Below are 13,462 nucleotides of genomic sequence, written 5' to 3' on the forward strand. Positions count from 1 at the left end.
TAGGTGAACGACAACTGCGGACTCACTTCGCCCTCGAGGAGAGCCATACGGTGATGCCGATGACTGCGGCGAGTCCGAAGAACCAGATGAAGAGGCCCTCAGCCACTGGTCCCAGGGATCCGAGCTTGAATCCGCCGGGGGAGGGGTTCTCCGACACTTCCCGGATGTACGAGATGATGTCTCGCTTGTCCTCGGGAGTGAGGTTCGCGTCGTTGAAGATGGGCATATTCTGAGGTCCGGTCTGCATCGCCTCGTAGAGGTGCTTGGGCGAGACCTCGGACAGGTTCGGCGCGTACTTGCCGCGGGTGAGCGCACCGCCGGCGCCGACGACGTTGTGGCACATCGCGCAGTTCGTGCGGAAGAGCCCGCCGCCGGCGGCGGGGTCACCCTTCGCAGGATCGAGGTACTGCTCCTCCGGGATCGCCGGTCCCGGTCCGAGCGAGGCGACGTAGGCCGCGAGCTGCGCGGTCTGCTCGTCGTTGAACTGCGGTTCCTTGACGCGGGCCTGCGGGCCGTTCGCCTGCAGCGGCATACGACCCGTGCCGACCTGGAAGTCGACCGCTGCCGCACCGACGCCGATGAGTCCGGGTCCGGCCTTCGTGCCCTCGGCATTGAGGCCGTGGCATGTCGCGCAGTTCGCGGCGAAGAGCTTCTTGCCCTCTTCGATGTCGGAGGCGCTGGCCGTCGTTGAGGCATTCGCGCTCGAGGTCTGGGTGAAGAGTGCGTACGCTCCGCCGGTCAGCAGCAGGCCCACGAGGAGGAGCACGACGAGTGCCATCGGGTGCCTGCGGCGATCTGCTAATAGCTTCACGTGATGGTCCTTTGCTTGGAGTTTCGAGTGTCCGACCGAATGCTCGGTGCCGGCTACTGGAGGAGGTAGATGACGCCGAAGAGGCCGATCCAGACGACGTCGACGAAGTGCCAGTAGTAGGACACGCAGATCGCGAAGGTCGCCTCATGGTGCCCGAACTTCTTCGCCCCGTACGCACGTCCGATGACGAGCAGGAAGCAGATGAGTCCGATGGTCACGTGGAGACCGTGGAAGCCGGTGGTGAGGTAGAAGACGGAGCCGTACCCGTCGGTGTTGATGGCCACACCCTCGCGAACGAGCTCTGCATACTCCATGACCTGGCCCGACACGAAGACCGCGCCGAGGAGGAACGTCAGATAGAACCATTCGACCATGCCCCATTTGGCGATGTTGAACAGCGAGCCGGTCCGCCGTGGGCGGAACCTCTCGGCAGCGAACACGCCCATCTGGCAGGTGAAGGACGACGACACCAGGATGATGGTGTTGCCGAGTGCGAACGGAACGTTCAGCATCTCGGTGCGCGTCTCCCACAGACCCGGCACGACGGATCGGATGGTGAAGTACATGGCGAAGAGCGCGGCGAAGAACATCAGGTCGCTTGCGAGGAACACGATGAAGCCCACCGTGGTCACATTCGGGCGATTGACTACCGGATGTGCTGGCGCTGTCTGGGATGCAGTGGCAGTTGACACCCCACCATTATTACCCGTCTCGGGGTGAGTTTTCACCTTTTACCCAGGTTTCGGAGGAGAAATTTCTACACGGTGTAGCGAAAACCGCGGATTGGTGCCGCAATCTCGTTCCGGTGTGACGTCCACCCCGCGTGTCGAGAACGCGATAGGATGCCGCAGGTAAGCTCCGCCTCCTGTCCGGAGGCGGTGGATGTCCCCTGTTTGGAGAGCCCTCTGCGATGACGGAACAGCCGCGTACGACAGCTCCGGAGACACCTGTCTCCGGAACCGGATCGACACGGGAAGCCGGCGTCGCGGACTGGCCCGATCTCCTCATGAAGCTCATGCACGGTCAGGACCTCGACGAGGCGGAGGCCTCGTGGGCGATGGACCAGATCATGTCCGGCGAGGTCCCCGATGTGACGATGGCCGCATTCCTCGCCGCCCATCACACGAAGGGCGAGACCGTCGCCGAGATCGCCGGACTCGTCTCGGCGATGATGGACCACGCCGTACCGCTGCCGGGCCTCGAGGACTCCGTCGACATCGTCGGCACCGGCGGCGACCGGGCGAAGACGGCGAACATCTCCTCGACCGCGGCGATGATCATCGCCGCGACCGGCCAGCGGGTCGTCAAGCACGGCAACCGCGCGACCTCCTCGGCGTCGGGGTCCGCCGACGTCCTCGAGGCCCTCGGCGTCCGTTTCGACATCACCCCTGAGCAGACCGGCCAGGTCGGCGCCGAGGTGGGTCTGGCCTTCTGCTTCGCCAACGTCTTCCATCCCTCGATGCAGTTCGTCGCCGCGGTGCGCAGGCAGATCAGCGTGCCCACGGCCTTCAACATCCTCGGACCGCTGACCAACCCGGCCCGCGCCCGACACACGGCGATCGGCGTCGCCGATGCGCAGATGGCGCCGCTCGTCGTCGGCACCTTGGCCAAGCGCGGGCATCAGGCCGTCGTCTTCCGCTCCCGCGACGGTCTCGACGAACTGAGCAACACCGACGTCAACGACGTGTGGGAGGTCAGGCACGGTGAGGTCGAGCACACGACGTTCGACGCCCTCGACCTCGGGTTCGAGAGAGTGACGAAGGACGCGCTGCGCGGCGGCGGACCGCAGGAGAACGCCGCGATCATGCGCTCCGTGCTCGCCGGTGAGGCGTCGGCGGTGCGCGACATCGTCCTCATCAACTCGGCAGCGGCCCTCGTCGCCGCCGACGAGGTCGCCGCCGGTTCGTTCACCGAACGGCTCGCGGCGAAGCTGACGATCGCCGAGGCGACCGTCGATGCCGGACTCGGCGCCGCGAAGCTCGATCAGCTCGTCGAGGTCTCAACCCGCATCGCCGAGGCGAACGGCTCCTGAGGCGGTCGCGTGATGGTTCGCACCGGCGGCCGGCATCGCCCACCCGCCGCTCGAGCGCCACGCGACCGCGGTCTCGAGCCAGTGCGCGAGCATCCGCGTCTCCTCCGGCAGCGCATCGGCGCCGGAGGGGAAGGGTCCCGGCGACGGCACCCACTCCGCGGTCGATGACAACGCCGTGAACGCCTCGGCGAGTCCGGCTGTGCTCGCCCGGTGTGCCGCTGCGGCGAGTTTGCCGTGGCGGACGACGACGAGGTCGATCCCGCCCTCAGGGGCCGGAGACCATGCCTGGATCTCTGCGACAGCAGCAAGCCCGGCCACGGTCTCGGCGCGCGCTGCGGTGAACAGGGCCGCCCGCATGCCGTCGCGGACCTCGGCGGCGGTCTCGTACCGCGACTCGGAGGCGAGCCGGGCCATCCGCGCTCCGCTGTGCTCGCGCAGGGTCGAGAGATCTCCGCCGAGGACGGCACGGAGACCGGAGATGAGCTCGGCGTACTCCGCCGGGTCGCTCACCCCCGCGCACGGACCCCCGCACTGGCCGACCTGGGCGCTCACACACGCACGGTGGTCGGCCGCCGTCACAGCCGTCACCTTCGCGGTGCAGCGTTTGACGGGATAGAGGGTCTCGAGGAGCTCCTTGACGGCCTGGGCGGTCTTGCGGGAGCGGAACGGGCCCAACGGCGGAGCGGGCGAGCGTTCGAGGGCGGAGACGGCCCGGGCGACGGAGAGCCGAGGGAAGGTCTCGTCGCTGAGGACGACCCACGCGTTGCGCTCCGGTTTCTTCGACCTCCGGTTGTACGGGGGCGCGAGTTCGCCGATGAGCCTGACCTCCCGGACCTCGGCCTCGAGGACGTGGGCGCACGGCAGGCACGAGACCTCCTGGGCGGCGGTGACCATCTCGGCCATCCGGCCGCGGTTCTCCGAGGCGTTGAAGTACCCGCGCACGCGCCGGGCCATATTGCCCGACTTGCCGATGTAGAGCACTCTGCGGGTGCCGTCGAGGAACATGTACACCCCGGGCTCGGCGGGCACGCCCTTGGCGAGATGGGATTTCGCCTGCCGCTTCGCCCACCCTGACTGGCGGACCGTGGCGAGCTCCTCGAGCGTCGTGATCCCGTACCCGCCGAAGCGCTCGAGGAGACGGTGGAGGACCTCGCCGGTCGCCCGCGCATCGGAGAGCGCACGGTGGTCGGGTTCGACCACCGTGCCGAAGTGCGCGGCCAGGGTCCCGAGCTTGTGGTTGCGGACCTCGTCCCGGCCGAGCACCCGCCGGGAGAGGGTGACGGTGTCGAGGACCTGCGGCTGCGGCCAGTGGTAGTCGAGGCGTTCGCACGCCGAACGGAGGAAGCCGATGTCGAACGGGGCGTTGTGGGCGACGAGGACCGCTCCGACGGCGAATTCGAGGAAGCTCGGCAGCACGGAGCGGATCGAGGGCGCGTCGTCGACCATCGCGTGGGTGATGCCGGTGAGCCGGGAGACGAACGGGGAGATGACCGAATGCTCGGGTTTGACCAGCGACTGGAACTCCCCGATGACCTCGCCGCCGCGCAGCTTGACCGCGCCGATCTCCGTGATCTCCGAGGTGCCCGAATGGGTGCCGGTCGTCTCGAGGTCGACGACGACGAAGGTGACCTCGTAGAGGGGAGTGCCGATGTCGGCGAACGAGAGCTGGGTGCGCTCGAGTCCGTGCGGGGCGCGGTCGAAGGGCGTGGCCGGTGACGACATGCCTAGAAGTGTGCCATCCGGTGCTGACGCGAACTCACACCGACGCCCCGTTGTCGCCGCCCTCGGTGCGCGAGCGGGTGGGCAGGTGGAAGAAGAGTCCGACGGCGCCTCCGATGCCGACGGCGAGTCCGACGAGGAGGAACCACGTCGGCAGGGGACGGAAGAGGACCGCCCCGACGATGAGGAGGACGACCGCGCCGAGGGTCGCTGCGACGGAGAGCATGAACGTCGGCGGCGCTGTGCGCCAGCCGATCGGGGCAGCCGGCTCCGGCTCCCAGCGTTCGGTCTCCTCGAGCCTCTCCCGGATCTCCTCGACCGGCATCTCGCTCATCGGAGCATCGGGTGCGGAGATCCGGGCCACGAGGTCGTCCCAGTGGCTGTCGCTGATGCGCGCCGAGTCGCCGATCCGTTCGGATTCGGGCACGTGGTCGCGCCAGTCCTCGCGCTCGTCGTCTCCGTCCATGTCATTCATCAGCAATCCCCGGCGCGGGTCTATTCCCTTCCCATCCCGCCGAGGCGGCCGAGACCCCTCCCGCCGAGGCGGCCGAACCTTCCCCCGCCGAGGCGGTCCGCACGGTGGTCCCGCGGGCGGCAGTCGCGACCGCCTCGGCGATGACCTCGGCGTCGAAGTCGAGGGTGGCCACGTGGCGGGATCGGCGCAGGGCGATGATCTCGGGAGCCTCGGGCAGCCGGGAGCGGAGCACGCGGAGGCTGCGCGGACCCACGACGTTGTCCTGACCGGAGACGAGGACCGTCACGGGGGAGGTGATCTCCCAGAGGTCGGTGCGCAGGCCGGTGAGCGCCGAAGCGAGCGAGGCGACCGCCGCGACAGGAGTCCGGTCCCCGGCGTACTCGTCGCGTCCCGGGTGGGCGATGTCGTTGCCGATCGCCGCGACCGTCGGCACGATCCGGGAGAGGACCGGCAGCAGCGGGGCGAGCGGGGAGTCGACGTAGAGCGCCGGGTTGACGACGACGATCGCATCAGGCGGCTTCGGAAGCGTGCCGAGGGCGAGGCTGAGCGCCCCGCCCATCGAGAGCCCGGCGACGACGACGTGCTCATGGTCGGCCTGCAGTGACCGCAGCTCCGCCTCGGCGGCGGCGAACCAGTCCGACCACGACGTGGCGGCGAGATCCCGCCAGGTCGTACCGTGGCCGGGCAGCAGGGGGACGCTCACGCTGAGGTCGTCGGCGGCCAGGGCGCGGGCGATCGGATGCCACGCCGCCGGGGAGCCGGTGATGCCGTGGAGGAAGAGGACGGCGACGTCGGCGCGAGGCGACACGGACGAGTACGCGGCCCGCGGAGCAGGCAGCGGTGCGAAGTCGATCTCCATGCTCCCAGCATCCCACGAACACAGCATTCGGGCATCGTCGGCGGCGGTCCTCGCCGTCGGAAGTTGGATATATGATGACCGGGGACGACAAAGCGTCGTGACATGGAAGGGTGCACGTGTTCTACTGGTTTCTCAAGCGGGTCCTGGCCGGACCCATCCTGCGGATCCTCTTCCGTCCGTGGGTGCGGGGGCTGGACAACCTGCCGCAGGACGGGCCGGCGATCATCGCCGGCAACCACATGCACTTCATGGACTCGATCTTCGTCCCCCTGCTTGCGCCCCGCCCCGTCGTCTACCTCGCGAAGAAGGACTACTTCACCGGTCGCGGCATCAAGGGAGCGGTGACGCGCTGGTTCTTCAAGCTCAACAATCAGCTCCCGATGGACCGCGGCGGCGGCTCCGGCTCGCAGGCCTCGCTCGAGGCCGGACTCAAGGTCCTGCGCGAAGGCAATTCGCTGGGCATCTATCCGGAGGGCACCCGGTCACCCGACGGCAAGCTCTACCGCGGCCGCACCGGCATCGCCCGCCTCGTCCTCGAATCCGGGGCCCCGGTCATCCCGGTGGCGATCATCGGCACCGACAAGATCCAGCCGGCCGGCCGTCTCATTCCGAAGTTCCGACGCGTCGGCGTCGTCTTCGGTTCGCCCATGGACTTCTCCAAATACGAGGGGCTGCCCGTCGACCGGTTCCTCCTCCGGTCGATCACCGACGAGATCATGTACGAGATCATGCGCCTGTCCGGCCAGGAGTACGTCGACACCTACGCCTCGACCGTGAAGACGAAGCTGCTCACCTCCGCGAAGCCGAAGAAGCCCGCCGGGGAGGCCGACGAGGGCCCTGCGCCCGAACCGGCGAACTGAGCCGACGCGCGGTTCGCGGTGTTCGAATACTCCCATAACGGCGACACGCGCAAATCGTTACCTTGGGGTGTTTGTCCCTCCGACTCCGGCACAATAGTTTGGAGTTGTTGAATCCCACTGTAGGTTCGCTGCGAAGAGCGGTAGAATGGCTTCATTCTCTGCCCGACCACGCGACCTCACTTCCCCCAGGGACTATAAGGAGGAGTCGGTGTGAACCGCTCAAGTCACGAAAGCGTCGAGTCGACGCCCTTGCCGTCCGCGGCACAGGGGCTCCTGTTCGACGACGACCTGCCCGTCCTCGATGAGGAGGCCGGCTACCGCGGTCCGACCGTGTGCAAGGTCGTCGGCATCACCTACCGTCGACTCGACTACTGGGCGCGCACCGACCTCGTCACCCCCTCGATCCGCAACGCCTCCGGATCGGGCAGCCAGCGCCTCTACAGCTTCCGCGACATCCTCGTCCTCAAGATCGTCAAGCGCCTCCTCGACACCGGCGTCGGGCTACAGTCGATCCGCACCGCCGTCGACCACCTCCGCTCCCGCGGCGTCGAGGACCTCTCCCAGATCACCCTGATGTCCGATGGTGCCAGCGTCTTCGAATGCACGTCCCCCGACGAGGTCGTCGACCTCCTCCAGGGCGGGCAGGGTGTCTTCGGCATCGCCGTCGGCCGCGTGTGGAACGAGGTCGAGGGCAGCCTCTCCGAACTGCCGAGCGAACGCCTTCCCGAAGACGACTCGACGCTCTTCGCCATGGACGAGCTCGCGCAGCGCCGCGCACAGAAGCTCGGCTGAGGTCGGCTCAGACCTCTTCGTTCGAACAGTCCCACAGAGTGAGGGCCCCATCCGATCGGATGGGGCCCTCACTGTTGTCTCAGATCCGGTTGTCTCAGGTCCGGCTTGCGCAGCGCCGGCTCACGACGACTGCTTCGCCGCCTTGCGTCCGCGGATGTTCTCCGAGCGCAGGGCGCGCTCGAGCAGCGCATCGAACGAGGAGGCGACCTCCTCGGCGGGCTTGCCCGGCCACGAGTGGATGGGTCGGGCGGATCCCTGGGCCTGCTGCATGACTGCGCGTTCGGCCAGCGGGGGATTGAGGACGAGGGGACCGAACATCTCCCGCATCTCCTGGATCCGGTAGTCATGCTCGGTCGAGCCTGCACGGACGCGGTTGACGACGAGGCCGAGCGGCTGGATCTGCGAGGTGCCCCGCTGCCGCAGCTCGTCGGCGGCGCGCAGGGCGCGATCGGCGGCGGCGACGGAGAAGAGGCTGGGCTCGGTGACGACGGCGACGCGGCTGCTCGCCGTCCACGCGGTCCGGGTGAGCCCGTTGAGGCTCGGCGGGCAGTCGATGAGGATGAGCCGGTAGCCCTTGGCGATCCGACTGAGCGCGTCCTCGAGCCGACGCAGGTAGCGTTCGGACAGTGAGGGACGGTCGAACTCGGCGGCCCGGGGCGAGCCGGAGATGACGTCGAGGTGGCCCTTCGTCTCGCCGACCCAGCCGGAGGGGATGATCGCCTCGGAGAGGATCTTCTGCGACTTCGGGGCCGCGAGGACATCGGCGATGTCGACCTTCGTCGAGGTCGGCACATCGAGGCCCGTCGACGAATCGGCCTGCGGATCCATGTCGACGACGAGCGTCGGGATGCCGCGGTTGTAGGCCGCCGAAGCGAGACCGAGGGTCACCGACGTCTTGCCGACGCCGCCTTTGAGACTGCTGATACTGAGGACAAGCACCCTCCTACGGTAACGTATCCGGTCCTGCGCGGCAGGCCCGACCACGCCGAGGACCGGGCGCCGCGCGAAACCAGGACCCCCTGCATTCAGTGGCACAGGTCACTGAGTAGAGTGGTCTCTCGACAGCCCGTCGACGCATCGCCCTGCGGCGATCGATACAGAAGCGAGAAACACAGATGTTCTCTAAAGTCCTTGTGGCCAATCGCGGAGAGATCGCGGTGCGCGCGTTCCGCGCGGCCTACGAGCTCGGTGCCTCCACCGTCGCTGTGTTCCCCTACGAAGACCGCAACTCCGAGCATCGGATGAAGGCCGACGAGGCCTACATGATCGGCGAGGAGGGCCACCCCGTGCGCGCCTACCTCAGCGTCGAGGAGATCATCCGCGTGGCCAAGGAGTCCGGCGCCGACGCCGTCTACCCGGGATACGGCTTCCTCTCCGAGAACCCCGACCTCGCCCGCGCGTGCGCTGAGAACGGCATCACGTTCATCGGCCCCAAGGCCGATGTCCTCGAACTCGCCGGCAACAAGGTGCAGGCGCTCTCGGCGGCCCGCAGCGCCGGCATCCCCGTGCTCGACTCGACCCGTCCCTCCGCCGACGTCGCCCAGCTGCTCGCCGACGCGGAGTCGATGGAGTACCCGCTCTTCGTCAAGGCCGTCGCCGGCGGCGGCGGACGCGGCATGCGCCGGGTCTCGGAGGCCTCCCAGCTCGAGGACGCGCTCAAGGCCGCGATGCGCGAAGCCGAAGGCGCGTTCGGCGATCCCACGGTCTTCATCGAGCAGGCCGTCCAGCGCCCCCGCCACATCGAGGTGCAGGTGCTCGCCGACAACGACTCGAACGCCATCCACCTCTTCGAACGCGACTGCTCCCTGCAGCGGCGCCACCAGAAGGTCATCGAGATCGCCCCGGCACCCAACCTCGATCCCGAGATCGCCGCCGCCCTCCACTCCGATGCCCTCAAGTTCGCCCGGGCGCTGGGCTACCAGAACGCCGGCACCGTCGAATTCCTCCTCGAGACCGAGGGACCTCGGGCGGGCAAGCACGTCTTCATCGAGATGAACCCGCGCATCCAGGTCGAGCACACGGTGACCGAGGAGATCACCGATGTCGACCTCGTCGCCTCGCAGATGCGCATTGCTGCGGGGGAGAGCCTCGAGGATCTCGGCCTGCGCCAGGAGGACCTGCGGATCAAGGGCGCGGCCCTGCAGTGCCGCATCACCACCGAGGATCCCGCGAACTCGTTCCGGCCCGACACGGGCACGATCACCGCCTACCGCTCTGCCGGCGGCGCGGGCGTTCGCCTCGACGGCGGCACCGTCCATGCCGGAGCCTCGGTGAGTGCGCACTTCGATTCGATGCTCGTCAAGCTCACGTGCCGCGGACGCACCTTCGCCCAGGCCGTGTCCCGCGCCCGGCGCGCGCTCGCTGAGTTCCGCATCCGCGGCGTGTCATCGAACATCGGCTTCCTCCAGGCCGTCCTCGAGGACGATGCCTTCATCCAGGGCGACATCGCGACATCCTTCATCGAGGAGCGTCCGCAGCTTCTCGACGCCCGGGTGAGCGCCGACCGCGGCTCGAAGGTCCTCGACTACCTCGCCGACGTCACCGTCAACCGCCCGCACGGCGAAGCGAAGGTCCATCTCCGTCCTGCGGAGAAGCTGCCGGAGGTCGACCTCGCCCAGGCCCCGCCGGCCGGCAGCCGTGATCGTCTCCTCGAGCTCGGCCCCGAGGGCTTCGCCCGTGCCCTGCGGCAGCAGACGCCGCTGGCCGTGACCGACACGACCTTCCGCGACGCCCACCAGTCGCTGCTCGCCACCCGGGTGCGCACCCGGGATCTCCTCGCCGTGGCCGGGCACGTCGCCCGGATGACGCCCGAGCTGCTGAGCATCGAGGCGTGGGGCGGGGCGACCTACGATGTCGCGCTGCGCTTCCTCGGCGAGGATCCCTGGGAGCGCCTGGCCCAGCTGCGGGAGGCGATCCCGAACATCGCCCTGCAGATGCTCCTGCGCGGACGCAACACGGTCGGCTACACCCCGTACCCGACGAAGGTCACCGATGCCTTCGTCGACGAGGCGGCGCGGACCGGCATCGACGTCTTCCGCATCTTCGACGCCCTCAATGATGTCACACAGATGCGTCCGGCCATCGAAGCCGTCCGTGCCACCGACACGACGATCGCCGAGGTGGCCCTGTGCTACACCTCGGACATCCTCGATCCGCGGGAGGAGCTCTACACCCTCGACTACTACCTCCGGCTGGCTGAGGAGATCGTGGGCGCCGGTGCTCATGTGCTCGCCGTCAAGGACATGGCCGGACTGCTCCGCCCCGCCGCGGCTGCGAAGCTCGTGACCGCCCTGCGGGAGAACTTCGACCTGCCCGTCCACGTCCACACCCACGACACCGCCGGCGGTCAGCTCGCGACCCTCTTCGCCGCCGCGGATGCCGGAGCCGACGCCGTTGACGCGGCCTCGGCGGCCATGGCGGGGACAACGAGCCAGCCGAGCCTCTCCGCCCTCGTCGCCGCGTTCGAGCACACCGAGCGCGACACCGGCATCAGCCTGACCGCGGTCCAGGACCTCGAACCGTACTGGGAGTCCGTGCGCAAGGTCTACGCGCCCTTCGAGTCCGGTCTGCCGGGGCCGACGGGTCGCGTCTACCGCCATGAGATCCCCGGTGGGCAGCTCTCCAACCTCCGCCAGCAGGCCGTGGCTCTCGGCCTGGGGGAGCGCTTCGAGGAGATCGAGCGGATGTACGAGGCCGCCGACGACATCCTCGGCCACCTCGTCAAGGTCACCCCGTCGTCGAAGGTCGTCGGCGATCTGGCCCTCCACCTCGTCGGTGCCGGCGTCGACCCCGAGGAGTTCGCCGCGCACCCGGAGAAGTTCGACATCCCCGACTCCGTCATCGGCTTCCTCTCCGGCGACCTCGGCGATCCTCCCGGCGGATGGCCGGAGCCGTTCCGTTCGAAGGCGCTCGAGGGCCGCACCCACAAGCCCGTCGTCGAGGACCTCGCCGAGGCGGATGCGGCGGCTCTCGAGACCCCGGGACCGGAGCGTCAGGCCAAGCTCAACGAGCTGCTCTTCCCCGGACCGACGAAGGAGTTCGACCGGATGCGCGCGAGCTACGGCGACCTGTCCGTCGTCGAGACCTCTGAGTACCTCTACGGTCTCACCTCCGGCGATGAGCACACGGTCGAGCTCTCCAAGGGCAAGAACCTCCTCATCGGCCTGCGCGCGATCGGGGAGACCGACGAGCGCGGCATGCGCTCGGTGATGTTCACCCTCAACGGACAGCTGCGTCCCCTCGAGGTCCGCGACCGCTCCGTCGAGACCGACGTCAAGACCGCGGAGAAGGCCGACCCGACCCAGTCCGGTCATGTGGCGAGCCCCTTCGCCGGGGTCGTCACCCTCCAGGTCGACGTCGGCGACACCGTCGAGACCGGTGACGTCATCGCGACGATCGAGGCGATGAAGATGGAGGCCTCGATCACCGCGCCCTCCTCGGGCTCGATCTCCCGGGTCGCCATCGACTCGGTCTCCCAGCTCGAAGGCGGCGATCTCGTGGCGGTCATCGGTGGCTGAGCGCGAGATCCGCCTGTGGGGCGATCCGGTGCTGCGCACCGTCTGCGCCCCCGTCACGGTCTTCGACGACTCCGTGGCTGCACTGGCCGCCGACCTCGTCGACTCCTCGCTGCCCGAGGGCAGGGCGGCGGTCGCGGCACCGCAGATCGGAGTCGGGCTGCGCGCCTTCGGCTACGATGTCGACGGCCGCACCGGATACATCATCAACCCGGAGATCGTCGAGGTCGGAGGTGAGCTGCGCGACATCGAGGAGGGCTGCCTGTCCGTGCCCGGGCTCTTCTTCCCGACACCGAGGTGGGAGTTCGCCCGCGCCCGCGGCGTCGATGCGCAGAACAACCCGGTCGAGATCTCCGGCACCGAGGTGTTCGCGCAGATGATCCAGCACGAGGTCGCCCACCTCGACGGCCAGGTCTACATCCAGACACTGCCGGGGGAGAGGCGGCGTGAGGCGATGAAGGCGATCCGCTCCGCCTCGTGGTTCCTCGCCTCATGACCGCACCGACGGACACAGACAACGAAGGGAAGACACCTATGGTCATCGCACGCACCGCTGTCGTCGGCAGCGGACTGATGGGAGCCGGCATCGCCGAGGTGCTCGCGAAGTCCGGCTGCGACGTCATCGTCTCCGAGGTCGACACCGCGGCCGTCGACGCCGGACGCGCCCGGATCGAGAAGTCCCTGGCCAAGGCCGTCGAGCGCGGAAAGCTCACCGCCGGCGACTCGGAGGCGGCACTGGCCCGGCTGCGCTTCACCACGGACATCGCCGACCTCGCCGACCGCCAGCTCGTCATCGAAGCGGCGAGTGAGAACGAGGAGGTCAAGCGCTCGATCTTCGCCGGTCTCGATGCCGTCGTCACCGATGAGCACGCGATCCTCGCCTCGAACACCTCGTCGATGCCGATCATCCGCTTCGCCCAGGCGACGTCCCGACCCGAACGGGTCCTCGGGATCCACTTCTTCAACCCCGCACCGGTCCAGCCCCTCGTCGAGATCGTCTCCTCCGTGCTCACCGCCGAGGAGGTGAGGGAGACAGCGACCGCGTTCGTCTCCGAGGTCCTCGGCAAGGCCCCGGTCCAGGCCTCGGACCGACCCGGGTTCATCGTCAACGCCCTCCTCATTCCGTACCTGTGTTCGGCGATCAGGATGCTCGAGTCCGGCTACGCGACGAAGGAGGACATCGACGCGGGCATGGTCAAGGGCTGCGCCCACCCGATGGGCCCGATCGCCTTGGCCGACCTCGTCGGCCTCGACACGTGCCTCTTCGCCGCCGAGAGCATCTTCTCCGAGACCGGTGATCCGGCGGCGAAGCCGCCCGTCCTCCTCTCCCGGATGGTCGATGCGGGACTGCTCGGGGTGAAGTCGGGACGCGGATTCTACGAATACTGATCCGGGACCCC

12 protein-coding genes are annotated in these 13,462 nt (G+C 68.5%); 6 read left to right on the top strand and 6 right to left on the bottom strand.

What is annotated here, in order from left to right; translation table 11 throughout:
- Positions 1-22: 22 nt before the first annotated feature.
- Together qcrC and ctaE are read right to left on the bottom strand one after the other, a co-directional pair.
- The gene (gene qcrC / locus ACQ1RG_RS13015) at positions 23-811 is read right to left on the bottom strand and encodes a cytochrome bc1 complex diheme cytochrome c subunit (protein WP_040341016.1); all 789 of its coding nucleotides are present in this window, start codon (positions 809-811) and stop codon (positions 23-25) included.
- Between the two features lie 53 nt (positions 812-864).
- The gene (ctaE, locus tag ACQ1RG_RS13020; protein WP_430600154.1) at positions 865-1,503 is read right to left on the bottom strand and encodes an aa3-type cytochrome oxidase subunit III; all 639 of its coding nucleotides are present in this window, start codon (positions 1,501-1,503) and stop codon (positions 865-867) included.
- Between the two features lie 218 nt (positions 1,504-1,721).
- Between ctaE and trpD the strand changes: the two genes are divergently transcribed.
- Positions 1,722-2,843 (top strand): anthranilate phosphoribosyltransferase, encoded by a 1,122-nt coding sequence (trpD, locus tag ACQ1RG_RS13025; protein ID WP_009375719.1) that lies wholly within the window; start codon positions 1,722-1,724, stop codon positions 2,841-2,843.
- Here trpD and ACQ1RG_RS13030 read toward each other — a convergent pair.
- From ACQ1RG_RS13030 to ACQ1RG_RS13040, 3 genes are read right to left on the bottom strand one after another with little or no spacing between them, the layout of a single operon-like run.
- Entirely contained in the window at positions 2,811-4,565 is a 1,755-nt protein-coding gene (locus ACQ1RG_RS13030; protein ID WP_009375720.1) for a DEDD exonuclease domain-containing protein, read from the bottom strand. The two genes, trpD and ACQ1RG_RS13030, sit on opposite strands and share 33 nt — an antisense overlap.
- A gap of 34 nt (positions 4,566-4,599) precedes the next feature.
- The gene (locus tag ACQ1RG_RS13035; RefSeq protein WP_227007051.1) at positions 4,600-5,037 is read right to left on the bottom strand and encodes a hypothetical protein; all 438 of its coding nucleotides are present in this window, start codon (positions 5,035-5,037) and stop codon (positions 4,600-4,602) included.
- Entirely contained in the window at positions 5,030-5,896 is an 867-nt protein-coding gene (locus ACQ1RG_RS13040; RefSeq protein ID WP_009375722.1) for an alpha/beta hydrolase, read from the bottom strand. The genes ACQ1RG_RS13035 and ACQ1RG_RS13040 overlap by 8 nt, the downstream gene beginning before the upstream one ends.
- Positions 5,897-6,012: 116 nt before the next feature.
- Here ACQ1RG_RS13040 and ACQ1RG_RS13045 point away from each other — a divergent pair, with 116 nt between their 5' ends.
- Complete coding sequence (locus tag ACQ1RG_RS13045; protein WP_009375723.1) at positions 6,013-6,756, top strand: lysophospholipid acyltransferase family protein; 744 nt, start codon at positions 6,013-6,015, stop codon at positions 6,754-6,756.
- 210 nt (positions 6,757-6,966) lie between these two features.
- On the top strand, positions 6,967-7,548 hold the full coding sequence (locus ACQ1RG_RS13050; RefSeq protein WP_009375725.1) for a MerR family transcriptional regulator: 582 nt from the start codon (positions 6,967-6,969) through the stop codon (positions 7,546-7,548).
- A 120-nt stretch (positions 7,549-7,668) separates the two neighbouring features.
- Here the strand turns inward: ACQ1RG_RS13050 and ACQ1RG_RS13055 are convergent, their stop codons facing one another.
- Positions 7,669-8,487 (bottom strand): ParA family protein, encoded by an 819-nt coding sequence (locus tag ACQ1RG_RS13055; protein WP_009375729.1) that lies wholly within the window; start codon positions 8,485-8,487, stop codon positions 7,669-7,671.
- A gap of 176 nt (positions 8,488-8,663) precedes the next feature.
- Here ACQ1RG_RS13055 and ACQ1RG_RS13060 point away from each other — a divergent pair, with 176 nt between their 5' ends.
- Genes ACQ1RG_RS13060 through ACQ1RG_RS13070 form a run of 3 tightly spaced genes read left to right on the top strand, consistent with a single transcriptional unit; the run spans position 8,664 to position 13,451 of the window.
- Complete coding sequence (locus tag ACQ1RG_RS13060) at positions 8,664-12,065, top strand: pyruvate carboxylase (protein ID WP_009375731.1); 3,402 nt, start codon at positions 8,664-8,666, stop codon at positions 12,063-12,065.
- Entirely contained in the window at positions 12,058-12,558 is a 501-nt protein-coding gene (locus tag ACQ1RG_RS13065; RefSeq protein ID WP_009375732.1) for a peptide deformylase, read from the top strand. Before ACQ1RG_RS13060 ends, ACQ1RG_RS13065 begins: the two co-directional genes overlap by 8 nt.
- Before the next feature lie 38 nt (positions 12,559-12,596).
- Positions 12,597-13,451, top strand: a complete 855-nt coding sequence (locus ACQ1RG_RS13070; protein WP_009375733.1) for a 3-hydroxybutyryl-CoA dehydrogenase — start codon at positions 12,597-12,599, stop codon at positions 13,449-13,451.
- Positions 13,452-13,462 lie beyond the last annotated feature (11 nt).

This window comes from Brevibacterium sp. K72, from assembly GCF_050562175.1.
Classification (GTDB): domain Bacteria; phylum Actinomycetota; class Actinomycetes; order Actinomycetales; family Brevibacteriaceae; genus Brevibacterium; species Brevibacterium casei.